We start from the raw sequence: 26,679 nt of genomic DNA, 5'->3' as shown, positions 1-26,679 counted from the left end.
GTGCGCCTGCTTTCGTCACCACAAACCGGAAAACCCGCCGCCTGGTAGCCAGGCCTCTCCTTTCCGGTCAGGCTTTTCCACTGAGTGCATTCTGGCAAAACGCCAGGCATTTCCGCACTTCTGCCATCGGGCTGGAACCCTGCGGAACCGGGTATTCCAGTTCGATCGTAGCGGGGAAAGAATACTTCTGGTCCCGCATCAGCCGCAGGGCGTCGGCAATGGGTGTATCGCCCTGTCCCCAGGGTAAATTGCCTTTGCCATGTGCGGGTGTCTGCCGGTCTTTGATGTGCATGCTGGCAATGCGGTCGTGCTTTTCGCGGATCAGCCCCAGCGGATCGGTATTGCCGGCGGCGATAAAATGACCCAGGTCCAAATTCATGGCATTGGCCGGCGACTGCGACAGGGCCGTATCCCAAAGCGTGGGGGTTTGCTGTTCGTGGCCATGATACCCCACCCGCAGGCCATGCTTCTGCGCCATCTGTCCCAGTTTGAGGGTATGGGCATCGTTGCCCGGGTGTTCGAGGGTGACGTGGCTGGCACCCAGGAGCTTTGCCGCACGCAGGCCGTAATCGATTTCGGCGTCGGAACTTTGCAGGCCAAACGTATCGGGCTTGAAGGCATAAATCTGCACGCCTGCACTGTTGTACATTTTGCGCATCTGCTCAAATTTTTCCATCGGTGCGGAAAGACGCCACTTCGCCATCTCCTGCCGGTAGGCTTTGTTCCGGGCATCCACGTCGGCCAGCTCTTTCTGCTCCGACTCGGTCAGGGTTTCCTTGTTGAACCGCTTTCGCATCAGCGGCATGACAGCCCGGAAATCGACCGGGTTTTTCGGCGCACCGGCAAACGACTCGGCAGGGCCGCCCATCAACTCGATGGCATTCACGCCGCTTTCGAGAATGTACTTCAATGTGGCTTCGGCACTCTGGTCGGGCAGGTCGCGAAACGAATAGGTGATCACACCAATCTGTACGCCATTGACCAGCGAGCGGGAATTTCGAAGTTCCCGGATAATGGCCGGAGCACCAAACAGGCGGTTGCCGAGCAGGACCCCGGAAGCAAGGGTGGTTGCCGTTCCTAAAAACTGGCGGCGGGTTGACTTTTTTTCCATGAATGTATTGCGTTTATCGGTGATGTGAATGAACAAGCAATTCGACAAGGTAGCCATTCGGCCCTTCTGCGCAACCAACGAAACCGGCTGGTGCCGGAACGATTTTGCCGCCTTGCAACAAGCGAAAAAAACCTGCTTCTTCCGGGCGCCTCGCTGTACAACGACTTCTCCGCCGAAGGCCTCTTAAAGATATTTCGTTTCGGTTATGCGTGTGATTAATTTTTTGGATTTCACCATGCTTTCGTGTTGCGGCTACCTGCTGTCCGGTTAAATATCTTTGCGGCGTGAACACACTGATGAACAATCCTGTTTACCATGCACTGGCGTCCGGAGACCGGCACCTTGCCCAGGGAACAGAGAAGGTCAAATTCTTCGACGCGGCTGTTTCCCCTTTCGTGGGCATTGCCGATGATTACCACAACGGATTCGACGAACTTTTTGCACTGCTGCCGGAAGGACGTGCAGTGCTTTCGGCCACTCCCCTGCACACCCGTACACCACGGGGCTGGCAGTTGCTGCAAAAAGCCCAGGGACTGCAGATGATCCTGGAAGATTGGAAACCCGCACCGGCTTCCATCCAACCGATTGCGCTGCAGGAAAAAGATGTGGAGCAGATGATGGAACTGGCGGCACTGACAAAGCCCGGTCCTTTTGGTCCGCGAACGATCGCCTTTGGCCATTACTTCGGCATCTTCGAAAACGGCAGGCTGGTGGCGATGACCGGCCAGCGCCTGCACGTACAGTCGTTCACCGAAATCAGCGCCGTGTGCACCCACCCCGACTACCTGGGCAAGGGCTATGCATTTGCGCTTGTCCAGCACGAGGCCAACCTGATCCTGCAACGGGAGCAAACGCCGTTTTTACATGTGCGGAAAGACAACGAAAGAGCCATCGCACTTTACCAACGCATGGGTTTTCGCGTTCGCGGCCCCATGAATTTTTATTTCATGAAAAGACGCAAACGGCGAAGGGCAACCGTCTAAGAAATAAAAGTTCTTGCAAGCGTTAAACGCGGGAGCAAGAGGCAATACCGGCGACAGTAGCGAAGTTTTACAAACAGGCAGAACATTCAACGGGGCAGGCAATTGACGCACCATTGCGACGAACCGGAAGATTTTCATTCCTGCTGAAAGGGCAGCCTGTCTTTATAAAATCTTTATAGAAGCCGGGTCTTCTTTTATAGCGCTTTTATACGAGCCCAATTACTTTTGTTCTTTGATCGCGAACAGCAACTGATGGAACTTTTTATGAACAGGATAAGCAAGGCAAAACAGTTAATGATAAGCATCGGGTTTGTTTGTCTTGTTTCAATTGTTTGCTATGGCCTGTCAGCAGTTATCGGGTACAGAGTGGTTGCCTTTATTTTACTTTTTTCCGTTTCACTTCTTGCCATCACCTTGGACATTTTTCCGGTTCTTGCCGCTGCCGTCCTGAGTGCGTTCATTTGGGACTATTTTTTCATTCCACCACACTTCACCCTGCAAGTCAGTTCTGCCGAAGATGTAATTCTGCTGCTGATGTATTTTGTGATAGCCCTGGTCAATGCGGTTCTCACCTATAAAATCCGGCAGATCGAAAAACTGGCAAGGCAGCGGGAAGAAAAAGCAGCTACCGTAAAACTCTATAACACCTTGCTCAATTCGCTTTCACATGAATTGCGGACTCCCCTTTCCACGATCATTGCTGCGACCGATAACCTGCAGGCCGGAAATGCAAAACTGAATGCTGTGCACAAAAGCGAACTGATTTCCGAAATTGCCAAAGCTTCGTTCCGGCTGAACCAGCAAGTCGATAACCTTTTGAATATGTCGCGGATCGAAGCAGGCTTTATTCAACCTAAAAAAGACTGGTGCGACATTTCGGAAATCATCTATGATGCCGTAAAACGGGTGGAAGAAAATCACATTGCCCAGCAGATACACATCACGATTCACCCCGGCATTCCGCTTTTCAGGTTAGACAAAGGAATGCTGGAACAGATCCTGTACAACCTTTTGAACAATGCAGCCATGTATACCGGGGCCGATTGCAGCATTTGGATAAGGGCCACCGCCTATGCTGACGTGCTGGAACTTGTTGTAGAGGACAACGGACCGGGATTTCCGGAGAATGAAATCGGTTATGTTTTTGAAAAGTTTTACCGGCTCAAGCATTCCGCCGCCGGCGGCACGGGATTGGGGCTGTCCATCGTAAAGGGTTTTGTCGAAGCGCTGAATGGCACCATTACATTGGAGAACGTGAAAACTGGCGGCGCGAAGTTTACCATTTCGATAAAAGGGGAAACATCGCATTTAAAATTTCAAAATGAACAGGGCAGAAATCTTAGTCATTGATGACGAGGTGCAGATACGCAAGTTGCTGCAGATAACCCTGCAAAGCAACGACTACGCGGTAAAGGAGGCTGCCACAGCCAAAGAGGGAACCATCATGGCCGCCAATCATCCGCCCGATTTGATTGTTCTTGACCTGGGCCTGCCTGATGAAAACGGGCATGAGGTACTGAAGAAATTACGGGAGTGGTACACCAACCCGGTCATTATTTTATCGGTTCAAAACAGCGAAGAAGACATCATCAAAGCCCTGGACAACGGAGCGAACGATTACCTGGTAAAACCATTTCGTACAGGAGAGCTTTTAGCCCGCATCCGTTCTTCGCTACGAAGCACCAACGGTGAAGAAAGCATCCCGGTGATCAAGTGCAGGGATTTGATCATCGACCTGTCGGCACGCACAGTGAAAAAGAACAGCGAGTTTGTCAAACTCACCTCAACAGAATACAACCTGCTGTCGCTCCTGGCACGGAACGAAGGCAAGGTCCTGACCCATCATTATTTGCTCAGGGAAATCTGGGGACCCGGCTTTATCAACCAGTCGCAGTATTTGCGGGTATTTACGGCACAACTGCGGAAAAAACTGGAAAATGACCCGAACCGCCCCGAATACATTGTAACGGAAGCAGGCGTAGGGTACCGATTCGTAGCAAGAGAATAACCATCATTCAACAGTTTGTCTCACCATGAAATCGAAGAAGCATTTTTCGAAAGGGGAACTCCTGTGCGATACTCTAACGATCGTTGTGGCATGGCTTATCGCACTGGCACTTCTCTACCTGGTCATCGCAAAACTTCGACTGCTTTAAAATGTCAACAGCCTTTCAACATAAAATCGCAAACGTGAACAAGAATTTCAATAAAGCAACAGCAGCAGGATTAATCGTGGCACTGGGCATTATCTATGGCGATATTGGCACATCGCCCTTGTATGTCATGAGCTCAATTATCGGCAAGCGGGAAATATCGGAACACCTCGTTTACGGCGGCATTTCGTGTGTGTTCTGGACACTGACCTTGCAGACCACGTTCAAATACATCATCCTGACATTACAAGCAGATAACCGGGGTGAAGGCGGCATCTTTTCCCTGTTTGCCTTGCTGCGCCGTTACAGAAGATGGCTGTACATACCGGCCATCATTGGCGCCGGGACGTTGCTGGCCGATGGCATCATTACACCCCCCATCTCTGTTGCTTCTGCCATAGAAGGGCTTAGCGGTGTCCACGGGTTAGAACACCTCATCGCACCGGGCAACATGCTGACAGTCGGTATTATTGTCACGATCATTTCGCTGCTGTTTTTCTTTCAGCAGTTTGGCACAAACCTTATCGGCAGTTCCTTCGGTCCGATTATGCTGCTCTGGTTTGTCATGTTGGCCGTACTTGGAGTGAATTCTATTGCGATTTATCCATCCATTTTAAAAGCCGTCAGTCCGGTCTATGCCTATGAGCTGTTAGCGAAATATCCGGGAGGCTTTTGGCTATTGGGTTCCGTCTTTCTTTGCACAACAGGTGCGGAGGCTTTGTACTCCGACCTGGGGCACTGCGGAAGGGGTAACATCCGGATCAGCTGGATATTTGTAAAGACGGCTTTGCTCTTCAACTATTTCGGACAGGGTGCATGGTTGATGATGCGGAAAGATGGTCACCTGAACGGTTTAAATCCGTTCTACGAAATCATGCCGCAATGGTTTTTAATCATTGGCATCTTCATCGCCACTGCCGCAGCCATCATTGCCAGCCAGGCTTTGATCAGCGGCTCCTTTACCCTGATCAGCGAAGCCATGCGGCTAAACTTCTGGTCAAAAGTCAGGGTGAAATTTCCGACTGTCGTCCGGGGCCAGATTTACATCCCAAGTATTAATTTCATTTTATGGTTTGGCTGTATAGCGGTGATGCTGTATTTCAGGGAAAGCAGCAAGATGGAAGCAGCTTACGGGTTTTCCATCACCATTGCCATGCTGATGACAACCATCCTGATGTTTTACTTTATGAAGTTTGTCAGGAAGTGGCACATTGCACTGATAAGCCTGATCCTCGCTGTTTTTCTCACGGTCGAAATTTCGTTCTTCGTTGCCAACATCGCCAAAATAAAACAACGGTGGATGTTCCTGTTTTTTGAATTCGGCATTATTGCCGTAATGTATGTCATGTACCGGGCAAGAAAGATCAAGAACAGGTATGTTGAATTTGTACGCCTGGAACATTACCTGCCCATGCTGAAAGAACTAAGCAACGATACAACCGTTCCCAAATACGCAACCCATTTGGTTTACCTTACCAGTGCCGACAATCCAAAGGAGGTGGAGCATAAAATCATTTATTCCATCCTTAGCGGCAAGCCAAAGCGGGCCGATATCTATTGGTTTGTACATGTGCACACGGTTGACGACCCTTATACAAGTGAATACAAGGTAACGGAAATCATTCCCAACGATATTATCAGGGTTGAGTTCCTGCTAGGCTTCAGGGTGCAGCCACGAATAAACCTGCTGTTCCGGAAAGTTGTGGAAGATCTGGTGAAAGAAGGCAAGGTGCATGTTGAAAGCAAATACGAAAGACTGCAGCACCTTAACCCGGTCGGCGACATCCAGTTTGTGGTAATGGAAAAGTTCCTGTCGGAAGACAATGAACTGCCCTTCTTTGAACGCCTGGTGATGAAATTTCATTTCTGGATCAAAGGCCACAGCCTGAGCGAAGCAAAAGGATTTGGCCTGGACCAAAGCAATGTGGATATCGAAAAATTTCCCCTGGTGGTGGCACCTGTCGCGAACATTTCTTTGAAACAAGTAAAGGTGTCAAGGTAAATTTGAAGGAGATGAAGAAATCGTTCGCCATCGATGTGTTGACAGGGTTGGTTTGGGGAATTTTTCCGATTACGGCAGGAGCGCAAGACACAACAAAACCGGTAACGATTACGGCCTATGCCGAAGTGTATTATCTCTATAACTTCAACAGGCCGTTGAACAATACCCAACCATTTTTCCTGTATAGCTACCACAGGGTCGGTGAGATCAACCTCAACCTGGGATGGATCAAAGGCAGTTACTCGGAAGATAGGGTAAGAGCGAATCTTGCCCTGATGACAGGCACCTACGCGGTTGCAAATTTGGCGGCAGAGCCGGAGGTGCTTCGGCATATTTTTGAAGCCGATATTGGCGTAAAGCTGTCGGCAAAATCAAACCTCTGGCTCGATGCAGGTATCCTACCCTCGCACATCGGTTTTGAAAGCGCTGTCGGGAAAGATTGTCCTACTCTTACAAGAAGCATCCTGGCAGAAAACTCTCCCTATTACGAAGCAGGCCTGAAGTTGGGCTACACCACGAAAGAGGAGAAATGGTACCTCGCCCTTTTGCTGCTGAACGGCTGGCAACGAATAAAACGGGTGGATGGAAATACCACTCCCGCATTCGGAACCCAGGTCACCTACAAACCGTCGGCGAGGAGTACGCTAAACTGGAGTACGTTTATTGGTAACGATAAGCCGGATAGTGCAAGGCGATGGCGATACTTCCAAAACATCTATGGCACTTTCCACATCAGCAAAGCATTTTCACTCATCGCGGGAATAGATGCTGGAATGGAGCAGCAGTCAAAAGGCAGTGTAAAAATGGATAGCTGGTATGCACCGGTAGTGATCGCAAGGTATCAACTGAATGAGAAAGTAGCAGCGACTGCAAGGTCCGAATTTTATTCCGACAAGCAGGGCGTCGTGATCCCCACACGAACTGCAAACGGGTTTCAAACAGTGGGCTACTCGCTCAATTTCGACTTCAGCATAAAGGCAAATCTGTTATGGCGTATCGAGGCAAGAACACTGAACAGCAAAGACAAGATCTTTGAAAAAAGAAACCGGGTGTTGACAACCAACAGCACATGGCTTGCCACGTCCATAGCGGTCAGTTTTTAACAGGCTTCTTTGCCAGGATCGGCTTTTATCCGGGCATTGGAAGCCACCGTTTGCCAACCGGCATCAAAGTCTCACCGCCGTGCCGCTGGCCACGACCATCAGCATGCTGCCGCCACTGCCCACGGTTTCGAAGTCAAGATCGATGCCCACCACAGCATCCGCCCCCATCTGCGCAGCCTTTGCTTCCAGCTCCTGCAGGGCATTGACCCGGGCCTGCTCTATCACTCTTTCATACGTGCCGCTGCGGCCGCCGACAATGTCGCGGATACCCGCAAAAAGGTCCTTGACGATATTGGCGCCGATGATGGTTTCTGCCGTCACAATGCCAAGGTACTCCCGGATGGGCCGGCCTTCGATGGTAGGTGTTGTCGTTAACAACATGCGTAATTTTTCAGGGAAAGATAAACAATCACAAACGGCAGAAAGTCGAACATGACTCACGAGACAGGGGAATGATGCAAGGGGAGTACAGAACATTTGGGCCAGAAAAAAGCACACATCAATTCCTGTTGCCAAAACTGTCAGTTCTCTTCGCGTTCCTGCAGCCGCTTTTCCCGTACCTTGAGTTCTTCCAAATCGATCAGGGCAAGGTATTTCCGGATCAACTCTTCATCGAATTCCGTGCGCTGGTTCATCTGGTGGAGCAATTTTCGTTGCTCTTCCAGCAGTTCCAGGTAAATGCGCCGGTAATCCGACAAGGTGTTGCCGTTAGCGCTGTTCAACGCGTCGATATCCTGGCCGAAAAAATTCAGGTCAAGCTGCAACCGCGTCAGCAGGTTTTTCAGGTGGTCGTTTTGCAGCCGGTCATCGCCGTATTTCTGCTGCAGGTAGTTGAATGAGCTCTGGGCAATCTTCTTTTGAATGATGAACTCCTGCTGCTGGTCGCTCAGCGGCGAGAACTTGTCTTCCATTTCCACTTTGCGGATCAGCCACGGAAGCGTCAGGCCCTGGAGCACAAGGGTAACGAGGATAACGATGAAGGTGATAAACAGGATCAGGTTGCGGTAGGGAAACGCCTGCCCGCCGTTGATCAGTAAAGGAATGGATAATGCAGCAGCCAGCGACACCACGCCACGCATTCCTGCCCATCCCGTAATCAGCGGCGCCTTCCACCCCGGTTCGGGGTCGGCCACGGTGATGAAACGACTGGCCATACGGGTGAAAAGCGAAGCGCCGAAGGTGCACAGCATACGGGTAACAATCAGGATGGCGGAAATAGCCAGGCCATAACCGATGGCCCGGACCGTACTGATTGTTCCCAACTGGTTTTCGATCGTTGGCAATTGGAGCCCGATGAGCAAAAACACCAGCCCGTTCAACACAAACACCACGTTTGCCCAAACGTTGATTCCTTCCAGGCGGCTCCTGTAGCTTAGCATGTCCTGCCGGCGGTTCGACAGGAGAAGGCCGCCACAAACAACAGAAAGAACGCCTGAAAAATGAAAGTGCTCCGCGGCATAGTACATGCAGTAAGGCGCCAGGAGAGTCAGCACCGTTTCGATGTTGGAATTGGTTGGCAGCAAGCGGTGAACGGCATAAAACACAGCCCCGACGACCAGCCCGATGAGAATGCCCATTGCAATGACCAGGGCGAAGCTCATGGCAGCCTCTCCCACATGAAACTGCCCGGTGACCACGGCCGCCAGCGCAAACCGGAAAACAATGAGTGAGGAGGCGTCGTTGAGCAGGCTCTCGCCTTCGATGATGCTGAGGAGCGACCGCGGAACTTTTACCTGGCGCATGATGGTGGTGGCCGAAACCGCATCCGGAGGCGAAATGATTCCACCCAGCAAAAACCCCAGGGCCAGCGTAAAGCCGGGAATGATGGCGTTGGAGACAAATGCAATGACGCACGAGGTGATGATGACGATCGGAAAGGCAAAACTGGTAATGACCCTTCGCCACTTCCAGAACTCTTTCCACGACACCTGCCAGGCGGCATCGTAAAGAAGCGGCGGCAGAAAAATAAAGAACACCAGGTCGGGATCGATGGTGATATACGAGAAAACAGATGTGAAACTCAATAACAACCCGCCCACGACCAGTACAATCGGATAAGCCAACCGAAGTTTGTTGGCAACCATCACCAGTGCCAGGATGATCAGGATGAGAAAAATATATTGAATGAAGACGATTTGCATGTGCTTTTTATTCTGATAAAAATAACGAAAGCCCCGGTCCGGACTTTCTGTGACAGTTTATGCAATCGCCTGCCTGGAGCGTCGATCTTCCCGGAAAAAATCATCGCTGCCAGTATGCTTACCGCGGGTGGTTGTACTCCTCGTCGGTTACTTTTTCCATCCATTCGACTACTTTGCCGTTCAGGTTTTCCTGGATGGCAATGTGCGTCATGCCGGTCGTTGCCGTTGCCCCATGCCAGTGTTTTTCGGCCGGCTCAAACCAAACGACATCGCCGGGATGTATTTCTTCCACCGGGCCACCTTCCCGCTGCACCCAGCCGCAACCTGCTGTAACGATCAGGGTCTGGCCCAACGGATGCGTGTGCCAGGCCGTCCGGGCACCCGGCTCAAATGTTACCGCGGCAGCGGCGGCACGTCTTGCCTCGTTCGGCTGGAACAGGGGATCGATGCGTACGGCGCCGGTAAACCAATCGCCTGGACCTTTACCGGAAGGCTGTGAACCGATTCGTATAATTTCCATAATGACTCCTTTTTGTTAAGTAATGATCGCCGGGTTTGCGATTCGTGATTTGAATGTTCGTTATCTCTTTGTGTACCCTGCCCGGTCAGGTCTTCTGCCGCCGTTACCGGTTGGACTTGGCCTCCAGCGCAATCGGTATCACATCTGTCAGCACGAGCGATTTTACCATGTCCTGCACCGCCGCCTTGTACCTGGTAAAATGGGCCGTCTGGATGTGCAGGCGGTAGGCCTGTTCACTTGCATAAATCTCGAAGACGGTTACATGCGCAGGATTGTTCTTATCATACACCGCATACAAACTCAGGACACCGGGCTCGGTGCGGACGGCGGTTTCAATCCCTTCCTTAATGGCCGCCCTGAAGCTGTCGAGACGTGCCGAATCGACAACGATCGAGGCAACCCGGACGTAGGGGCTTTTCTCCTGCGCAAGTGCATCTTGACTTGAAAAAGCGGCCAGCATATAGAAAAGAAAGGGTAAGAGACAATGATAAAATGCACCTATTGAATTATTCATAGTGCTCCTGTTTGATCGTGTCAGCGAATTTACGCCGATTGCTGCTGCCCTGCCGCCTTGCCTTTTCCTCTCCCGCAGGGATGCACGTTAAAGTGTCGTTGCCATTTCCACATCCCGTTGCTGCAGCAGGGATTCGTCGACACGCTGAAGCAGAAATTTATGCCCGAATACAAAAACAAGAAAAGCCACGACAGCGCAACTCGTCATCACGATCGCCATCGGCAGGGCCGTTTGGTTTTGGACAAGGCTGATGACGGCAGCGGCTCCTGCGCCAATGGACATCTGGATGGCGCCGATCAATGCGGACGCATTCCCCGCATTGTGCCCCATGGGCGCCAGGGCAAGTGCCGTTGCATTGGGAAACACAAAACCCTGGCAACCCAGGAAAAGCAGGGCAAACAAAATGGTCAGCACCAGGTTGTTCCAGTGAAGCAAAACCAGGCAAACAAACAACATCCCAAGCAGGCTTTGGCAGAAGGAGGCAAAGCGGATGATCTTTTCGCCCGGGTAATACCGTAACGCAAGGTTGTTCAACTGGCTGGCACCGATGATTCCCGCAGCGACCAGCGAGAAGATCAATCCAAATGCCGATTCACTCACCTTGAAAAGTTCCATAAACACCGATGGCGAACCGCCAACATAGGCATACAGGCCGCCATAGGAAATGGCACCTGTCAGCGTATAGGTCATGAACTGACGGTGGCGCAAAACCGACGCAAAATTTTTCAGAATGGAGGCCGGCCGCAAGGAAAACGAGGGGTCCGGCTTTTTGCTTTCCGGCAGGAAAAAATGCGTGCCGATCAGGATCAGCAGGATCACAAGAATGAGAACGGCAAAGACATAGCGCCATCCAAACGCAGCCGTGATATAACCTCCCAGCGTCGGTGCAATGATCGGCGACACAGCCACCACCAGCATCAGCATGGAAAACACTTTGGCATTTTCCTTTACGTCGAAAAGATCCCGCACCATTGCCCGTGCAGCCACCATCCCGGCACAGCCGCCCAGTGCCTGGAAAAGCCGGAATACAATCAGGCTATTCACCGACGGGGCCAGCGCACAACCAAAAGAGGCCAGGAAATAAAGGCTAAGTCCAAAGTATAGCGGCCTTTTTCTTCCATACCGTTCCAGCAGGGGACCATAGATCAACTGCCCGCCGGAAATGCCGATAAAAAAACTGGAGAGAGAAAGCGTTACCTCCGCCACCGTCGTATGAAGGCTTCTGGCAATTGACGGGAAGGCGGGCAGGTACATGTCGATCGATAAAGGGCCGATGGCGGTAAGAAGTCCCATGATCAGGATGACAGGAAATTTTTTATTGGTCGTGGTATGCGGCATCGTATGAATGGTAAGCGACAAGATCAGGAACGTGGCACTCCATCATTTATCAGGCCACAAAGATATTTTCGTCCCGGCCTCCGCTGCTACCGGTTATCAAACCATTTCAGATAAAATGCAAATCTTTTTGCGGCAGCCCGTCGCGTTATTGCGCTAACCTCCTGCCGCTACCTGCTTGTGCCCATCGCCTGCCTGTACAAAAATTTCTAAAGGTGAAATCGCCCCGGTTCTTACCGCTTCCGGTTGGTGAAAACACCTGCCTGGTTTGCTTTGTTTGACGATGCACGTGCCGGTGCAGAACAAAATTATTTTGGCACTGGCTTTGATCCGTTGAGAACAGCGATTCCCGGAAACGAAAGAGAGGCAAAAACTGAAGTGTATGACAGTAAAGAAAATCGATGAGCTGACGCAGTTATTCATTCACCGAAAGCATCCTGTTGTTCGCACACACGTTGACAGCTTGCTCGAATGGATGCCAACCGGGTTGGCCCTGGCTTCGGCGCTGGTGCGAAAAAAAAGAGACACTGTTCTTCGCGAAGCCCTGGTGTATTTCGTGTCGCTGGGCTTGCAGAAAGCTGTAGTGCTGTCGCTCAAACGCCTGACCCACCATGTTCGCCCCAACTTCTCGTTCAAAGAAAATTCCTTCCCGTCGGGCCATGCCGCCACGGCCTTCATGGGCGCCGCTGCCCTGGCGCTCGAACTGGAGGACAAGCCCCTGCTGGCGGCCTTCGCCGGTTATGCGCCGGCGCTTGGAGTTTGCGCTTTGCGGATGTATAAAAACAAGCACTGGCTGTCCGATGTGCTCTCAGGAGCAGTTGTTGGTTTTGCATCGGTGAAACTGGCCTCTCTTCTCATAAACCGGCTGGCGAAAGAGCGGGAAAAACACAGAACCCGCCCGGTGTATTTAAGATAAAAAATTATGACAGATCCTATTCACTGGTGGGGCGTGAAAGAAGACATTGGCCTTGCCGAAATTGCCGCACGGTCGGCTGTGATGTTTTTGATCACACTTGTTTTGCTGCGCCTTGCGGGCATGCGTCCCTTTGGCAAGGGCGAAAGCTTCGACAAAATCATCACGTTCCTGATCGGCGCCATCATCAGCCGTGGCGTAGTCGGTGCCACGCCTTTTGTTTCAACGGTGGTTTCGGTGATCGTTATCCTGCTCATTCACCAGGCCCTTTCCCGCCTGTCGGTGTACAGCAAATGGTTTGGCGATGCCGTGAAAGGCCGGCGAATGGTTCTGTTTGAAAATGGCCGGTTCCGGTCAGCCAACCTGAAAAAAGCCGGGATTTCGGAGCAGGATGTGCTGGAAGAACTGCGCCTTACCGTACAGGAGGAAGCGTTGGATTCAATCAAGGACGTGTATCTGGAACGGACAGGAGAGATCAGTTTTGTCAAGCGCCGGGAACAGGGGTCTGAGGCAGGATAGTTTCTTTTTTGTGAGAACGAAGGCTCCTGAAGATAATTTTCTTTTGTGTGCTTTCCACTTCCGCAAGAACCGGGTTTCCCGGAGCACGCCGGCAAGCTAGTTTTGTGGTACAAACAAAGCAGCCATGAACCCGCAAGAGACGATCAATTTCAACCGCATTGCCGAAGCCATTGACTATCTCACGCAAAACTTCAAAACACAACCGACGCTGGAAGAAGTTGCACAGAAAATACACCTGAGCCCTTTCCATTTCCAGCGCCTGTTTTCCGACTGGGCGGGAGTTAGCCCGAAAAAGTTCCTGCAGTTCCTGACCGTTGAGTATGCAAAAAACAGGTTGAAAGAAAAAGGTACCACGTTGTTTGATGCTGCCTTTGAAACCGGGCTGTCCGGGACGGGCCGGCTGCACGATCTTTTTATCGGGATCGAGGGAATGACACCCGGTGAATACAAGAACGGTGGGGCTGCTCTTGCCATCAACTACAGTTATGCCGAAAGTCCCTTTGGAACCATCCTGGTAGCTTCCACGCAAAAAGGAATTTGCCACATGGCCTTTGCCGACGATGAACAAAAAGCACTGCACGAACTGCAGCAGGATTTTCCCAATGCTTCGTACAAACAGGTGGTGGATCGCATACAGCAAAATGCCCTTTATCTTTTTACGCACGACTGGAGTCAGCTCTATCAAATCAAGCTTCACTTAAAAGGCACCGCCTTTCAACTTAAAGTATGGGAAACGCTTCTGAAAATCCCGGCCGGTGCGCTTTCAACGTACAAGACCATCGCCGAACAAATCAACAACCCGAATGCATTGCGGGCCGTTGGTTCGGCCATCGGGCAAAACCCGGTTGCGTTCATTATTCCCTGTCACCGCGTCATTCAATCCGCGGGCACCTTTGGCAACTATCATTGGGGACCTGTCCGCAAAACAGCCATGATCGGCTGGGAAGCGGCAAAGGTTTCGACGGTTGTTTAAAACAGCAAGATCCGGGTTGCCATCGCTAAGCCTGTGGTTCACTTTTGCAGCAGAAAACAACTAGCATGAAAACATTCGTTTTAATTCATGGTTCCTGGCACAGTGCCTGGAACTGGCACAAGGTTATTCCGCTTTTGGAAAAAGCAGGTCACCAGGCCATCGCCGTCGACCTCCCGGGCATGGGGCGTGACAAGACGCCGATCGGGGACGTGAAAATGAAAAACACGGTGCAGACACTGTGCGCCTTGCTTGATGAAATTCCCGGGAAAGTCGTCCTGGTAGGCCACAGCAAGAACGGCATCATGATCTCGCAAGTAGCAGAATACCGTCCCGGCAAAATTGAGAAACTGGTTTACCTCGCGGCCTATTTAATTCCGAACGGCAAAACGCAGCGGGAGTATTCGCTCCAGGATACGGAAGGCTGGCTGAAACCTTATGTTACGCAACACCCGGAAACCTCTTCCCACACCCTGCAGCCCAAAATCTACCGCGAAGGTTTATACCACGACTGCGATGAGGACATCACAGCACTGGCAAAACTTTTATTGAGCCACGAACCGGTCGAATCGGGTATCACACCGCTTGAACTAACCGAAGAAAATTTTGGCAGCGTGCCAAGGGTATACATTGAATGTACGGAAGACAGGGCGGTCACGCCGTTTATCCAACGGAAAATGTATACCGAAATGCCGTGTGAGAACGTGTATCAATTGCCAACAAGTCACTCGCCGTTTTTCAGCAAACCCAGGGAACTGGTGGATATCCTGCTACATGTATAGGATTTTGGCTTTCGAACCCGCCGGAGTCGCAGCCACAGCCCTACTTAAAAAAAGCCCTTTGTAGAAACAAAGGGCTTAACGATTGCTATGTGAAAACAGGTTGATGACGAAGGCAGCGTTGTTGTTGTGGACGGCTCTTATTCTTCCGTAATTTTCCATTCCCTGGGCGCCTTGTACCCCTTGCGTCCCTGGCCATAAGGCGGTACTTCCACGGCGGGTTTGATGGCGTCGTAAGCGGCTACTTTTTCCAGGAGTTCTGCATACACATCGGGGTGCGCCGCCTTCACATTATTTTTTTCAGACGGGTCTTTTACAATGTCGAACAAAAGATCTTCAGTTGCTTCCATTTTCGGGTTGCCGGCATTGGCTTTTACCAGTTTCCAGTTGTTGGAGATGATGCTGCCGTAACCGAGGTAGAGTTCTCGATTCTTTTTTGTTTTCTGTCCTTTCCAGGCGGCCAGCATGCTGACACCATCGTACGGTTTTGCCGGGGCAGAATGAAGGCCTGTGATCTCCCTTAGCGTTGGCGCCAGGTCAACGTAGCCCATCACCCCATCGACGGTTCTCCCGCCCCGAAATCCACCCGGCCACCGAACGATCGCCGGCGCCCTGACACCACCCTCCCATTCCTGGAACTTCAATCCGCGTAGTTCGCCGCTCGTGCCGCCTTCGTTGGGTGCCGCGCCGTTGTCGCTGTGGAAGATGACCAGCGTATTTTCTTCAAGTCCTTGTTCTTTCAGGGCCTGAAGAATGCGACCGATGCCACGGTCCATGCAGTTAACCATCGCTGAATAGGTTTGCCGTTGGGAATTGCCGCGGCCTTCGTCGGCCTTGTCGATTTCGCCGATCGATCCGTTCTTGCCAAACAAAGGCTTGCTTTCGTCAAAGCCATACAACTGCAGGTCCTCTTTTTTTGCCTGCAGGGGACCGTGCGGCGCATTGTACGCCACGTAAACAAAGAACGGCGCCCCTTGCTTTGAATAGCTTTGGATGCAACGCACTGCTTCGTCGGTGAGCAGGTCCGTCGAATAGCCTTTGTCGTACGAGGTTTCCTCGTCGTTGTGCCAGTCCAGCTCACCTTCCCGCTCATGCGTAAAATAGTTGATGGCGCCGTTGTAGTGTCCGTAAAAATGGGTGAAGCCCCTTTGCAACGGCAGGTATCTTCTTTTCGCCTGCCCGAGATGCCACTTGCCGATCACCGCCCGGTTGGCATAACCGGCCTGCTGCAGCATTTGCGGCAGGAACTCTTCGGTGGTGTCCACGCCAAACTGGCTCCAGGGCGGCACCACGGTGGCCCGCAGGCCAAAGCGATTGGGGTAGCGCCCCGTCATCAAACCGGCTCTTGTTGGCGAACAAATGGGTGCCGTGTAGTAACGGCTCAGCACCACGCCTTCCGCTGCCAGCCGGTCCAGGTTGGGAGTTTTGATCTCACTGCCATGAAAACCCACATCTCCCCAGCCCAGGTCATCGGCGAGGATAAAGACAATGTTGGGATGCTTTGCCGACTGGGCACCGGCACAGAGCCAGCCAAAGCCGAGGGCGAAGAATAAGAGCAACAGGAAAGGTCTTGGGTTCATACAACAAATAGCTAACGGTCAACAATAGTAATACAAGGGACAACGGTTTCCTGTCACGCCTGTCGAAGAGACTAACACAATTGTCGCCGCACAAAAACTTATCCCAGGATATCCTCCAGGTTGTGGTTGGGCTTTGCGGCCTGCTTCTCCGAAAACTCGCTTGGCGTAACGCCAAACTGCTGCAGAAAGCATTTCGAGAAATACGAGGGTGAATTGAACCCGGCCAAATAGCCAACCTCCGAAATATTGTGCTCGCCACCCAGGAGCAACTTCGCCGCATGCTTCAGCCGGATCAGGCGGATGAATTCGTTGGGCACATGGCCCGACATGGCCTTTAGCTTCTTGTGAAGGCTGGAGCGGCTCATGGCCATTTCGCGGCTCAGCTCTTCCACCGACAGTTGCGAATCGGTCATGCGTTCTTCAATGATGGCGATGAGCTTTTCAATGAATTTTTTATCCTGTGTGTTGGTGGTCAGCGTGGCCACGTCGGCAAAGGGCTGCTGCGTGAATTTGCTTTTCAGCTTCGCTCTTGAATCCAGGAGGTTCTTCATCACCACCGTCAGGTGTTTCCATTTGAACGGCTTGGTGATGTAGGCGTCGGCACCGTTTTCAATGCCCGCAATCTCGGCGTCGGAATTTCCCTTGGCCGTGAGTAAAACCAGCGGGATATGACTGTATTGGATGTTGCTCTTAACCTGGCGGCAAAAAGCAATGCCGTCCATTTCGGGCATCATCACATCCGAAAGAATCAGTTCTACCGAATGCGTTTCCAGCAACCGCAGGGCCTCTGCGCCATTCGCCGCACAAAGACTCTTGTAATTTTCAGCCCGCAGGCTTTTGGCAAGAAAGGCCTGCAGGGAAAGGTCGTCTTCCACGACCAGGACGGCAGGCTTGCCCTCGGTTTCGTCGGCCACTGCCGGTTCCGGCTTGCTTTCGGTGGCTTCGCCGGCCGGACAGCGGTAGGGAATCAGCAGCGTAAAAATGGTTTCCACGCCTTCGCGGCTTTCCACCTGCAGTTGGCCGCCGTGTTTTTCGGCCAGTGATTTGGCCAGTGCCAGCCCAATACCGGTGCCGCCCACATTCTGGTTGTTGTCATTCACCTTGTAGAAGGCTTTGAAAATATTTTCCAGTTGGTCCGCCGGGATGCCCATCCCATCGTCGGCCACGCTGATGGAGAAATACTCCTTCTCGTCCTCCCCGGTCGTGACGTCATTGATGCGGAGCTCCACTTTGCTGCGGGTGAACTTGAAGGCGTTGATCAGCAGGTTGGTGAGGATCTTGGTCAGGGCTTCGGGGTCGGCATCCACATCGAGGCGGTTGATGGTGGTTGCCAGGGAAAACTTTACGCCTTTTTGAAACGAGATCGCCGAAAAACGCGAATAAAGGGAATGGATAAACGAAATCAGCTCCAGTTCTTCGGTACGGATGGTATAGATATCGCTTTCGATGCGCCGGAAATCCAGCAGCTGGTTCACGAGGTTGAGCAGGCGGTCCGAATTTTCGTCCATGATGCTAAGCTGCTCCCGCACCTCGGGCTTCCACTCTTCGGCCGTCAGCAGCTTTTCCAGCGGTGCAATGATGAGCGACAAAGGCGTGCGGATCTCGTGGGCCATGGTGGTAAAAAACTCGATCTTCTGGTTGTAAAACTCTTTTTCCCGTTGCACGTTCAACCGCTCCAGGCGGGCTTCGTTTTTCTTCCGGGCTCTCCGCAGCAGGTAATGGCGGAAGGCCACCACTGCTGCCGCCAGCAGCAAGAGATAAAACAGGTAGGCGGCCGTCGTGCGGTAAAAGGGCGGCTTTACCACGATCTGCACGCTGGCTGTTTGCCCGTTCCAGTTCCCGTCGATATCCGTGGCTCTGACCCTGAACGTGTAGGTGCCGGGCGGCAGGTTGGTGTACGTGGCTTTGCGCTGGCTGCCCACATTGTTCCAGCTCTTGTCAAAGCCTTCCATCAGGTAGGCATACTGGATCTTTTCCGGCGCCAGGTAGCTCAACGCAGAATATTCAAAGCTGATGACCGACTGATCGTGCGACAGCGTCATCTTCTTTACAAAGCCAATGAGCTTTTGCAAAGGGCTATCCTCACTGCCGGGAACAATGTCTTTGTTGAACAATTTAAAGGCGGTAATGACCGGGGAACTGACGGTCACGGCATCTGCCAGGCTATCGGGATAAAAGGCGTTGAAGCCGTTGATGCCGCCAAAATAAATTTTGCCATCGGCTGCTTTCAGCGAGGCGTTGTAGTTGAACTGCGGGCTTTGGAGGTTATCCAGGTTGGTAAACACTTTGGTTTTCCCGGTCTGCAGCGAAAACCGGGTGATGCCATTGTTCGTCGACAGCCACAGGTTGTTGTTGTCGTCTTTCTGGATGCCGTACACAATGGGGTTGATGCCCTGCGGCTCGTTGTAAACGGTGATCTTTTTTGTTTGCAGGTTGAAACAGTTGAGTCCACCGCCTTCCGTCCCGATCCACAGGTTGCCTGCCTGGTCGTCCAGGAGCGAAATCAGCTTGTTGGAGCTAAGTGCATTGGGCTGGTTCCCTGCCGTGTACTGCACCCACCTGCCCGTCTTTTTGTTTTTACCGACCAGGCCAAGATCGTAGGTAATAAACCAGATGAACCCATTGTGATCTTCGTAAATGCCGTAGACGAGGCTCTTGTCCAACCCCCTGTCGCGAACGCGGTGAAACGCATCCGTCTTTGCATCATAAACATTCAACCCTTCGGTGGTGCCTACCCAGATTACACCGTCCCTGTCCTTGTACAGTGCATAGATGTTGTTGTTGCTGAGCGAGGTCGTGTCGAGCCGGTCATGCTGGTATTTTTTTACCCGCCCGGTTGCCGGGTTGTAAATGTTCAACCCGGCGCTAAAGGTCCCGATCCAGAGGTTCTGCTGGTCGTCCCTGAGCAGGGAGTGGATGTTGTGATAGGACAGCGGCTGCTGCGACGCGGTGAAGGGATAATGCCGGAAGGTTTTGGCGTGAGCATCGAAATAATTCAGCCCGCCGTTTTCCGTTCCCACCCAGAAAGTTCCGGGTTTGTCTTCGAGGAAGCAACTGACGGCATTGCCCGACAGGGTGTTGTTTTCGCCGGTGGCGTAATACAGCTCGAAGCGGGAGCCCTTGGTGGAGAAATAATTCAGCCCGCCGAAAAACGTACCCACCCAGGTGCCGCCTTCCCGGTCGGGGTAAATGGAATAAACCGCGTTGTCGCTGATGCTGTGCGGATCGTTGGTTTTGTGGGTGTAGGCCGTGAAGGTTTGGGTGCGGGTGTCCAGTATGTTGAGACCTTTTTCGGTGCCCACGTACAGTTTGTCCGGCGAAGGCTGGTAAATGGCCCGTACGATGTTGTCGCTGATAGAGCCGGGTGCTCCGTTTGTAAAAACGGCCTGGCCACCGTCCCTATACCACACGGCAAGCCCGCCCAGCGAACCGGCCCACATATTTCCCTGCAGGTCTTTGTACAGGGTAATGATCTTGTTGATGCCGGTGCCGGCATCCGTCGATGTTGTTTTGTAATGCGCCACCTGCTGCGTGGCAGGATCCAGCACATCAACGCCTTCGCCAAAGGTGCCGATCCAGATTCGTCCCCGGCTGTCTTCTTCCAGATTCCTAACCTGGTTGAGCGACAAGCCGCCGCCGGCATTTGCCGTGAAATGAACCAGCTTTTTATCGCCTGGCCGGTAGCCGTACAAGCCCCTGCTTTTGGTGGCGATCCATAGAGTTCCCTTGCTATCGCGAAGCAGGTCAAAAACCAGGTCATCGCCGGCAATGGACACCGGTGTAAAGCGCTCCGTTTCGAGATTTAAATTGTAAACGCCACTTTCCGTGCCGATCCAGAAGTTCTTGTCGTCGTAACGGCAGATGGCGTGAATGAAATTGTTGCCGATGGAACCGGGAATGTCTTTGCGGAACTGGTACGATTTGAACGCATAGCCGTCGAAGCGGTTGAGGCCATGCTTGGTGCCAAACCACATGTAGCCTTCCTTGTCCTGCGCAATGGACCAGACCGTGTTGGAGCACAGGCCATCCGAAACCGAATAGTTCCGAAAGAGGATCTGCTGCGCCCCGGCGGCGGTGCCCAGCAGCAAGAGGCAAACACTACCTAAGATCATTCTCCATTCACGCCAATTGCACTTCATAAAAGCAGGATTGATTTGCTGTTTGAAACCAGGTTGTTTTTAGTCTGTCACACCCTTCGCAGCATTGAGGTCCGGTATCTCCGCATTCACCTCTATCTTCCAGGTATCGAGCATTTCCTTCAGTTCCTTCACCTTTTCCGGCATTTCCGTTGCCAGGTTGTGTTTTTCCGAAGGGTCGGTCTTCAGGTCGTAAAGCTCCAGCCGCCCCCCGAGGTAAAACTCGATCAGCTTGTAATCGCCTTTGCGCACGGCACTGGCCATGCGTGGCTTCCATTTGCCGGTTTCGGAGGGATAATGCCAGTAGAAGGCCTCCCGCGCCGGCGCCTTTTTACCCATCATCAGCGAAACAATGCTTTTGCCGTCCACCAGGTTTCCCGGCGGGTTTTGTGTGCCGGCCACCTCCAGGAAGGTCGGGTAAAAATCTGTCCCTGCCATCGGTTCGTTGGTCACCGTGTTGGCTGCAATTTTACCGGGCCAGCGCATCAGCAGGCATTCCCGGATGCCGCCTTCGTAGAGCCAGGACTTGCCCGCCCGGAGGAAGCCGTTGTTACCGGCTTTACCGGCACCGCCGTTGTCGGAAAAAAAGACCAGCAGCGTGTTTTTGTCCAGCCCTGTTGCCGCCAGCGTTTGCATAATCTGGCCCACGCCGGCGTCAATGCGCTCCAGCATGGCCGCGAGGTAGGGATTGTCGCGATGGTCCGCCTCGTGCCTGGGGTTGGCAGCACCGTAATATTTTTCGGCTTCGCCTTCGCCGTATTTCGCGTCGAATTTCTTTTTGTACTTGTTCACCAGGTCTTCCGGGGCATCCAGTTTGGTGTGCACGGCGTAAAAAGGAAGGTAAAGAAAAAAGGGCCGCTCCTGGTTGCGCTCAATAAACCGGCAGGCTTCGGCACTTTGCCGGTCGGTCAGGTATTCGCCGTCCGCCCCCGTGGTAAAGGTGTTGATCTTGTCGTAGGGAAAAAAATAATCGCCGTCGGCAATGTATTTGGTTTCTGTGCCGATCACCTCGTCGAAGCCGTGTGCCTTCGGGCCGCCTTTGTTGGTCAGGTAATCGGTATCGAGGTGCCATTTGCCAAACATGCCCGTGTAGTAACCGACATTGGAAAGTGCTTCGTTGATGGTGAGGTATTTGGACGGGTCCAGCCAGCGGTCTGTTTTGGCGGGAAGAAAATCGGTGATTCGCGTCCTGGCCGGGTATTGGCCGGTCATGATGGCCACCCTCGAAGGCGAGCAGATGGGTGCCGCCGAATAGGCTTGGGTGAATTTCAGCCCCTGCGTAGACAGCTTGTCGAGGTTGGGCGTTTCGTTGTAGGTGTTTCCGTAACAACCCAGTTCTCCCCAGCCCAGGTCATCGGCCAGGATAAAAATGATGTTGGGCTTGCGGGCGGGTTTCTGCGCAGACAGTGCGCCGTGCAGAAGAAAAAAAACGAGGAGAGCACTTACCAGTTTTCGCATACGATTTTGCTTTCGTTATTGTACTGAACAGCGGTTATAAAAAAAAGGGACAGGAGTTTTCGTCATTGCCGTCAGTTTCCCGGTTTTAAGATCCCGGGAACCAGCACACCGTCGGGAGCCCTGAACGGAAGGTTCAGCAGCTTGCCAACCAGCGGCGCAATATCCTGGATTCCCATATCGCCGACCTGGTTCGGTTTCCCGATCCCTGCACCAATGGCCAGAAAGCCGGTGTTGATGGCGTTGAAATCAGGAAAATAGCCATGGTTCCCACCGCCTTTTTTCATCCTCACCAACTCTCCTTTTGCCTCGTTGTTGGCCACGTAGCCGTCCTGCATGGCCAGGGCCAGCGCCACGTCGGGGTTGGCTCCCACCCGGTCCAATTCGGCACGGTCAACAACCTGGAAAGCGGCTTTCTGCTCAGCAGGAAGGGCCTGTAAAATTGCTTTGACCTTGCTAAGAGTTGCCGTATCGCCCTTGTCTTTCAGGTAGAGAAAGGCCGAACCACCGGCGGGGTGAAAGCTGGCAGGACCACCATCGGCCGTCAAAAGTCCGTGCTGTTGCAGCAACACATTCGGTGAAAATGTATGCGTGGAGTTGACAAAACCGTGATCACCGGTGATGATCACGGCCGTGTTTTTTTTAAGGCCGGCTTCTTTGAGGGTTTTGAGCAGCACACCGATCATGCTGTCGACCAGCGCCACGGCATGGCGGACCTCAACGGCATCCCGTCCGTGGGCATGCTCCATGTGATCGACCGTAATGAAATGCACCGCCATCAAATTCGGCTGGTAGGTTTTGAGGATGTAGGCCGCCATCTTCCCAATGGTTTTGTCGATGGCATGGTTGCCGTCGAAATCGGCAACGGTTAGCGGACCGGTTTCCTTTTTTTCGATTTCATCCAGCAGGCCTGCCGGCGTCACCAGCGGCCGGGTGATCTCGAGTTGGTTGCTGGTTTCGTCGTTGTCGGCCCGGCGCACCGGGAAGTTGTAATCGATGGGGGCCCCAACGGTCACCGGCCACATCACGGCACCGGAGGTAAGGCCGGCCTGCCTGACGGCATCCCACAAGGTGGGCACCCTGATGTAGCTTTCCTCCCAGTACCACTGCCCTTTTTTGGCCCTGTAGGGCGCATTGTAGTAAATGCCATGACGTGCCGGAAATGCGCCGGTTACGAGGGTGGTGTGCGAAGGATAGGTGACCGAAGGAAAGACGCTGCGGACACCGGTGGCGTAAACGCCGGCCGCTTTTAGCTTTTGCAGGTTCGGCGCCGGCCAGGATTTGTCCTGGTAAAAGTCAGGGCGGAAGCCATCGATACTGACCAGGAGCACATGCCGCGCCGGCTGGCTGTGGCCAACCACGGTTCCGATCGCAAGAATGAGAAAGAAAACAATTTTTTTCATCGTTCGTGTTGCAAGACCACGGTGCGGAAAACTTGTCCGGCACCTGCCGCAAAAGCCGGTTCTTCGCCTGGAAAAATAGGCAATGCAGCCGTAGCAGGGTGAAAAAAGCTTTTTGTTTCGGCTGGTTCTCAGGACTTACGAAGCCTGCGGACAGACTACAAGGCTACACTTCCGTTCAACCGCCGCCAGCAAGTTATCGCCGTCACCCTTGTTTTGGCTGTCACAATTGTCTCCTGCACTAATAAATTTGTTTCAAAAGGCAGTTCCGGACGAAAAGGAGGAAGTGCCGGCCGGAAAATGCCCGGCAACGGTGATGAAGCCGGAAAGCCGCTGCCGGTACATTCTTTTTAGCCTCCGCGACAATACTGGTAGCGTCATCGGGGCATAATCCGTATTTTGCCGGCAGGATGTTGTTTTTGCTTCAAAGGGTGCTAAACAAACGATCGCTCATGCCGCCTGTCCATCCCTTTTACCGGATCGGTCCCTCCCGTCGGGGCTATTGCGGAACAGCAGACCAACACATTTGTAAAAGAGAAAAGACCGCCCCATGCGCATAAAGAAATTTCACCCGTTGCAAAGCCCGCATCGTTTGCTTTCCCGGTCCAGGCCGTGCAGGCCAGGCACGGGTATACCACTCTTTTTTCAAACGGTTCAGGCGAAACGATATGGTTTTGCCCTGCTGCTTGGGGCAGCCATTTTTTCCTGCAACAACGAAAACCCGAAACAGGAAGCGGCCACCCAAAAAAAGGAGGTGCTTTCCTGCATGCGGGTGCCTTCGCGGCTGGCCGCAACCGGCCCTGCTTCCTACAACGAGCAGGCGCTTGCTGCCGACAGCACGAACCGCGGCATGGTGTACATCCCCGGCGGAGACTACCTGATGGGCGGCGATAATGAGCAGGCATCGGCCGATGAATTTCCAAAACACAAGGTCACGGTGCATTCGTTCCTGATCGATGCCACGGAAGTGACCAATGCGCAGTTTCAAAAATTTGTGGATGCCACCGGCTATGTCACCACGGCCGAACGCAAACCCGACTGGGAAGAATTGAAAAAAACCCTTCCGCCCGGCACCCCCAAACCCGACGAATCGGTCCTGGTGCCTTCATCACTGGTCTTCCACTCGACCAACGGACCGGTTGACCTCAACGACTACAGCCAGTGGTGGCAGTGGGTGCCCGGCGCCGATTGGAAACACCCCGAAGGCGCTGGCAGCACAATCAAAGGAAAAGAGAACTATCCGGTGGTGCAGGTTTCCTGGTACGATGCACAGGCCTATTGCAAATGGGCCGGCAAGCGGTTGCCCACCGAAGCCGAATGGGAGTTTGCCGCCAGGGGCGGAACACAAAACGGCATTTATGCCTGGGGTAACGAGCCGATCGGGAACGGCCACGCAAAAATGAACAGCTGGGAAGGAGATTTCCCTTACCTCAACCTGCAAAAAGACCGCTACGTTACCGCGGCCCCGGTAAAGTCTTACGCACCCAACGGTTATGGCCTGTTCGACATGAGCGGCAATGTGTGGGAATGGTGCCAGGACTGGTACGACGCGAACTATTACAAATCCCTTAGCAGCAAAACCACCACCAATCCGCAGGGACCCGCAAAAAGCTTTGACCCGGACGAACCCTATACTCCCAAGCGTTCATTACGCGGCGGCTCCTTCCTGTGCAACGACAGTTACTGCAGCGGCTACCGCGTAGCCCGCCGTATGAAAAGCAGCCCCGATACGGGGTTGGAGCATACGGGCTTTCGCTGCGTGAAAGACCTGAAATAAGCAACCGGCCTTTGCTAACGTGCCGGGATGTTTTGCACGCCTGGCAGCCGAAGAACCGGGGCCGGAAAAAGAAAACCTATATGACAAGAAAAATCATGAATGGCCTGTTCGTGTTGCTGCTGGCCGGCAGCCTGCAGCCTGTTGCAGCCCAAAACAGCAAAGCTACCTATCAAAATCCCCTGCCGGTTAGGTTGGGCGACCCCTTTGTGCTGTCTGCCAACGGCCGGTATTACATGTACGGAACGGGAGGCGCAGACAAGGGCTTCGCTGCCTATTCATCTACCGACGTGGTTAACTGGAAGCCTGAAGGACAGGTGTATTTCCATAACAACAAAAACGGCTGGACCGATCCCACGGCTGCCTGGAACGGGGCCTACTGGGCACCGGAAGTTTACGAGCGGCAAGGCAAATATTACCTGTTTTACAGTGCACAGTGGAAAGTCAACCCGGCCAAAGAAACGGAAAACTTCCGCATCGGCGTGGCGGTGGCGGATCAGCCAACAGGCCCCTTTATTGACCTGGCAGACAGGCCCATTTTCGATCCCGGCTATCCCATCATCGATGCCAATGTTCTCTTTGACAAAAGCGGGAAAGTCTACCTGTATTACTCCCGCTGCTGCTACAAACACCCGGTGAAAAGCGAGGTAGCCGACTGGGCAAAAGCCAGGGGATGGTTCAAAGAAATCGAAGAAAGCTGGGTCTAGGGTGTCGAACTGAAGCCCGACTTCAGCGGTGTAATTGGCGAGCCGGTGCTCTTGCTGCGGCCCCCGGTCTCCATGAAAGACAAGCAGGCCGAATGGGAAAGCCGTTCGGTAACATCCAAAGAAGTGGCCCGCCGCTGGACCGAAGGTTCGGTTGCCTTTCAAAAAGGCGATACCTATTACATGATGTATTCGGCCAATTATTTTGGAGGAAAGAATTACGCGGTGGGCTATGCCACGGCCAAAAGCCCGCTGGGACCTTTTACCAAAGCAGCCAACAATCCCGTGCTGCAAAAGAATGTGGACAAAGACGGAACCGTCACCGGTACAGGCCACAACAGCATCACCTACTCGCCTGACGGGAAAGAAATGTTTTGCGTTTACCACGGCCGCACCACGGCCACCGGCGACGAACGGGTGGTGTTCATTGACCGAATGAAGATCCTGCCCAACGGAAAACTGGTAGTTGAAGGGCCCACGACCCAACCGCAACTGCTGCCATCCGGCGTCAACAGGCCCTAAAACAAGGCGCCGTTTTGGTTCATGTCCCTGCCGGCAGCGGGGACATTTTTGTTTTACGACAACAA

At 52.9% G+C, this 26,679-nt stretch carries 22 protein-coding genes; 12 read left to right on the top strand and 10 right to left on the bottom strand.

What is annotated here, in order from left to right:
* Window positions 1-67: 67 nt before the first annotated feature.
* Window positions 68-1,111 carry a sugar phosphate isomerase/epimerase family protein gene (locus D6024_RS05295; protein WP_121354123.1) on the bottom strand — a complete coding sequence of 348 codons (1,044 nt, stop codon included), beginning with the start codon at window positions 1,109-1,111 and terminating at the stop codon, window positions 68-70.
* 284 nt (window positions 1,112-1,395) lie between these two features.
* Here D6024_RS05295 and D6024_RS05290 point away from each other — a divergent pair, with 284 nt between their 5' ends.
* The 5 genes from D6024_RS05290 (at window position 1,396) to D6024_RS05270 (ending at window position 7,352) form a co-directional block, all read left to right on the top strand.
* Entirely contained in the window at window positions 1,396-2,094 is a 699-nt protein-coding gene (locus tag D6024_RS05290; RefSeq protein WP_162944560.1) for a GNAT family N-acetyltransferase, read from the top strand.
* A gap of 264 nt (window positions 2,095-2,358) precedes the next feature.
* Window positions 2,359-3,444 (top strand): sensor histidine kinase, encoded by a 1,086-nt coding sequence (locus D6024_RS05285; RefSeq protein WP_121354122.1) that lies wholly within the window; start codon window positions 2,359-2,361, stop codon window positions 3,442-3,444.
* The gene (locus D6024_RS05280; RefSeq protein WP_121353560.1) at window positions 3,416-4,102 is read left to right on the top strand and encodes a response regulator; all 687 of its coding nucleotides are present in this window, start codon (window positions 3,416-3,418) and stop codon (window positions 4,100-4,102) included. The genes D6024_RS05285 and D6024_RS05280 overlap by 29 nt, the downstream gene beginning before the upstream one ends.
* A gap of 182 nt (window positions 4,103-4,284) precedes the next feature.
* Window positions 4,285-6,249 carry a KUP/HAK/KT family potassium transporter gene (locus D6024_RS05275; RefSeq protein WP_121354121.1) on the top strand — a complete coding sequence of 655 codons (1,965 nt, stop codon included), beginning with the start codon at window positions 4,285-4,287 and terminating at the stop codon, window positions 6,247-6,249.
* Between the two features lie 11 nt (window positions 6,250-6,260).
* Window positions 6,261-7,352, top strand: a complete 1,092-nt coding sequence (locus tag D6024_RS05270) for a porin (RefSeq protein ID WP_121353559.1) — start codon at window positions 6,261-6,263, stop codon at window positions 7,350-7,352.
* A 63-nt stretch (window positions 7,353-7,415) separates the two neighbouring features.
* On the opposite strand, the gene D6024_RS05265 is transcribed toward D6024_RS05270, so the two are convergent.
* The 5 genes from D6024_RS05265 to D6024_RS05245 all read right to left on the bottom strand — a co-directional run bounded on the left by D6024_RS05265 (window position 7,416) and on the right by D6024_RS05245 (window position 11,865).
* Window positions 7,416-7,733 (bottom strand): heavy metal-binding domain-containing protein, encoded by a 318-nt coding sequence (locus D6024_RS05265; RefSeq protein ID WP_121353558.1) that lies wholly within the window; start codon window positions 7,731-7,733, stop codon window positions 7,416-7,418.
* Window positions 7,734-7,873: 140 nt separating this feature from the next.
* Window positions 7,874-9,493: a Na+/H+ antiporter gene (locus D6024_RS05260; RefSeq protein WP_121353557.1), complete on the bottom strand. Its 1,620-nt coding sequence runs from the start codon at window positions 9,491-9,493 to the stop codon at window positions 7,874-7,876.
* Window positions 9,494-9,611: 118 nt separating this feature from the next.
* Window positions 9,612-10,013, bottom strand: coding sequence for a (R)-mandelonitrile lyase (locus D6024_RS05255; protein ID WP_121353556.1), 402 nt, complete (start codon window positions 10,011-10,013; stop codon window positions 9,612-9,614).
* Between the two features lie 103 nt (window positions 10,014-10,116).
* Window positions 10,117-10,527 carry a putative quinol monooxygenase gene (locus D6024_RS05250; protein WP_240409964.1) on the bottom strand — a complete coding sequence of 137 codons (411 nt, stop codon included), beginning with the start codon at window positions 10,525-10,527 and terminating at the stop codon, window positions 10,117-10,119.
* A gap of 87 nt (window positions 10,528-10,614) precedes the next feature.
* Window positions 10,615-11,865, bottom strand: a complete 1,251-nt coding sequence (locus tag D6024_RS05245) for a multidrug effflux MFS transporter (RefSeq protein WP_121354119.1) — start codon at window positions 11,863-11,865, stop codon at window positions 10,615-10,617.
* Window positions 11,866-12,244: 379 nt separating this feature from the next.
* Between D6024_RS05245 and D6024_RS05240 the strand changes: the two genes are divergently transcribed.
* From D6024_RS05240 to D6024_RS05225, 4 genes are all read left to right on the top strand, one after another.
* The gene (locus tag D6024_RS05240; protein ID WP_121353555.1) at window positions 12,245-12,778 is read left to right on the top strand and encodes a phosphatase PAP2 family protein; all 534 of its coding nucleotides are present in this window, start codon (window positions 12,245-12,247) and stop codon (window positions 12,776-12,778) included.
* Between the two features lie 6 nt (window positions 12,779-12,784).
* A complete protein-coding gene (locus D6024_RS05235) occupies window positions 12,785-13,294 on the top strand; it encodes a DUF421 domain-containing protein (protein WP_121353554.1) in 510 nt (169 codons plus the stop codon).
* A gap of 124 nt (window positions 13,295-13,418) precedes the next feature.
* A complete protein-coding gene (locus D6024_RS05230; RefSeq protein ID WP_121353553.1) occupies window positions 13,419-14,267 on the top strand; it encodes a methylated-DNA--[protein]-cysteine S-methyltransferase in 849 nt (282 codons plus the stop codon).
* A 65-nt stretch (window positions 14,268-14,332) separates the two neighbouring features.
* A complete protein-coding gene (locus D6024_RS05225; protein WP_121353552.1) occupies window positions 14,333-15,046 on the top strand; it encodes an alpha/beta fold hydrolase in 714 nt (237 codons plus the stop codon).
* A 137-nt stretch (window positions 15,047-15,183) separates the two neighbouring features.
* Here D6024_RS05225 and D6024_RS05220 read toward each other — a convergent pair whose 3' ends face one another.
* The 4 genes from D6024_RS05220 to D6024_RS05205 all read right to left on the bottom strand — a co-directional run bounded on the left by D6024_RS05220 (window position 15,184) and on the right by D6024_RS05205 (window position 23,617).
* Window positions 15,184-16,623 (bottom strand): arylsulfatase B, encoded by a 1,440-nt coding sequence (locus D6024_RS05220; RefSeq protein WP_121353551.1) that lies wholly within the window; start codon window positions 16,621-16,623, stop codon window positions 15,184-15,186.
* Between the two features lie 98 nt (window positions 16,624-16,721).
* Complete coding sequence (locus D6024_RS05215; protein ID WP_121353550.1) at window positions 16,722-20,762, bottom strand: hybrid sensor histidine kinase/response regulator transcription factor; 4,041 nt, start codon at window positions 20,760-20,762, stop codon at window positions 16,722-16,724.
* 39 nt (window positions 20,763-20,801) lie between these two features.
* Complete coding sequence (locus D6024_RS05210) at window positions 20,802-22,217, bottom strand: sulfatase (protein WP_121353549.1); 1,416 nt, start codon at window positions 22,215-22,217, stop codon at window positions 20,802-20,804.
* Window positions 22,218-22,288: 71 nt separating this feature from the next.
* Window positions 22,289-23,617 (bottom strand): alkaline phosphatase family protein, encoded by a 1,329-nt coding sequence (locus D6024_RS05205; protein WP_121353548.1) that lies wholly within the window; start codon window positions 23,615-23,617, stop codon window positions 22,289-22,291.
* Window positions 23,618-24,164: 547 nt separating this feature from the next.
* Here D6024_RS05205 and D6024_RS05200 point away from each other — a divergent pair.
* The 3 genes from D6024_RS05200 (at window position 24,165) to D6024_RS27180 (ending at window position 26,614) form a co-directional block, all read left to right on the top strand.
* Window positions 24,165-25,391, top strand: a complete 1,227-nt coding sequence (locus D6024_RS05200; RefSeq protein ID WP_240409963.1) for a formylglycine-generating enzyme family protein — start codon at window positions 24,165-24,167, stop codon at window positions 25,389-25,391.
* An 80-nt stretch (window positions 25,392-25,471) separates the two neighbouring features.
* Window positions 25,472-26,095 (top strand): family 43 glycosylhydrolase, encoded by a 624-nt coding sequence (locus D6024_RS27185; protein WP_240409962.1) that lies wholly within the window; start codon window positions 25,472-25,474, stop codon window positions 26,093-26,095.
* Between the two features lie 72 nt (window positions 26,096-26,167).
* The gene (locus D6024_RS27180; protein ID WP_240409961.1) at window positions 26,168-26,614 is read left to right on the top strand and encodes a family 43 glycosylhydrolase; all 447 of its coding nucleotides are present in this window, start codon (window positions 26,168-26,170) and stop codon (window positions 26,612-26,614) included.
* Window positions 26,615-26,679 lie beyond the last annotated feature (65 nt).

This window comes from Flavisolibacter nicotianae, assembly GCF_003628535.1.
Lineage (GTDB): Bacteria > Bacteroidota > Bacteroidia > Chitinophagales > Chitinophagaceae > Flavisolibacter > Flavisolibacter nicotianae.
Note: the sequence above shows the minus strand (reverse complement) of the source record. Positions and strands in the feature narration are given on the sequence as shown.

Bases quoted from the DNA above. Each gene is read 5' to 3' on its own strand.
- D6024_RS05295 (WP_121354123.1), bottom strand. From the start codon at position 1,111: ATGGAAAAAAAGTCAACCCGCCGCCAGTTTTTAGGAACGGCAACCACC.
- D6024_RS05285 (WP_121354122.1), top strand. From the start codon at position 2,359: ATGAACAGGATAAGCAAGGCAAAACAGTTAATGATAAGCATCGGGTTT.
- D6024_RS05280 (WP_121353560.1), top strand. From the start codon at position 3,416: ATGAACAGGGCAGAAATCTTAGTCATTGATGACGAGGTGCAGATACGC.
- D6024_RS05270 (WP_121353559.1), top strand. From the start codon at position 6,261: ATGAAGAAATCGTTCGCCATCGATGTGTTGACAGGGTTGGTTTGGGGA.
- D6024_RS05265 (WP_121353558.1), bottom strand. From the start codon at position 7,733: ATGTTGTTAACGACAACACCTACCATCGAAGGCCGGCCCATCCGGGAG.
- D6024_RS05260 (WP_121353557.1), bottom strand. From the start codon at position 9,493: ATGCAAATCGTCTTCATTCAATATATTTTTCTCATCCTGATCATCCTG.
- D6024_RS05255 (WP_121353556.1), bottom strand. From the start codon at position 10,013: ATGGAAATTATACGAATCGGTTCACAGCCTTCCGGTAAAGGTCCAGGC.
- D6024_RS05250 (WP_240409964.1), bottom strand. From the start codon at position 10,527: ATGAATAATTCAATAGGTGCATTTTATCATTGTCTCTTACCCTTTCTT.
- D6024_RS05245 (WP_121354119.1), bottom strand. From the start codon at position 11,865: ATGCCGCATACCACGACCAATAAAAAATTTCCTGTCATCCTGATCATG.
- D6024_RS05240 (WP_121353555.1), top strand. From the start codon at position 12,245: ATGACAGTAAAGAAAATCGATGAGCTGACGCAGTTATTCATTCACCGA.
- D6024_RS05235 (WP_121353554.1), top strand. From the start codon at position 12,785: ATGACAGATCCTATTCACTGGTGGGGCGTGAAAGAAGACATTGGCCTT.
- D6024_RS05230 (WP_121353553.1), top strand. From the start codon at position 13,419: ATGAACCCGCAAGAGACGATCAATTTCAACCGCATTGCCGAAGCCATT.
- D6024_RS05225 (WP_121353552.1), top strand. From the start codon at position 14,333: ATGAAAACATTCGTTTTAATTCATGGTTCCTGGCACAGTGCCTGGAAC.
- D6024_RS05220 (WP_121353551.1), bottom strand. From the start codon at position 16,623: ATGAACCCAAGACCTTTCCTGTTGCTCTTATTCTTCGCCCTCGGCTTT.
- D6024_RS05215 (WP_121353550.1), bottom strand. From the start codon at position 20,762: ATGAAGTGCAATTGGCGTGAATGGAGAATGATCTTAGGTAGTGTTTGC.
- D6024_RS05210 (WP_121353549.1), bottom strand. From the start codon at position 22,217: ATGCGAAAACTGGTAAGTGCTCTCCTCGTTTTTTTTCTTCTGCACGGC.
- D6024_RS05205 (WP_121353548.1), bottom strand. From the start codon at position 23,617: ATGAAAAAAATTGTTTTCTTTCTCATTCTTGCGATCGGAACCGTGGTT.
- D6024_RS05200 (WP_240409963.1), top strand. From the start codon at position 24,165: ATGCGCATAAAGAAATTTCACCCGTTGCAAAGCCCGCATCGTTTGCTT.
- D6024_RS27185 (WP_240409962.1), top strand. From the start codon at position 25,472: ATGACAAGAAAAATCATGAATGGCCTGTTCGTGTTGCTGCTGGCCGGC.
- D6024_RS27180 (WP_240409961.1), top strand. From the start codon at position 26,168: ATGAAAGACAAGCAGGCCGAATGGGAAAGCCGTTCGGTAACATCCAAA.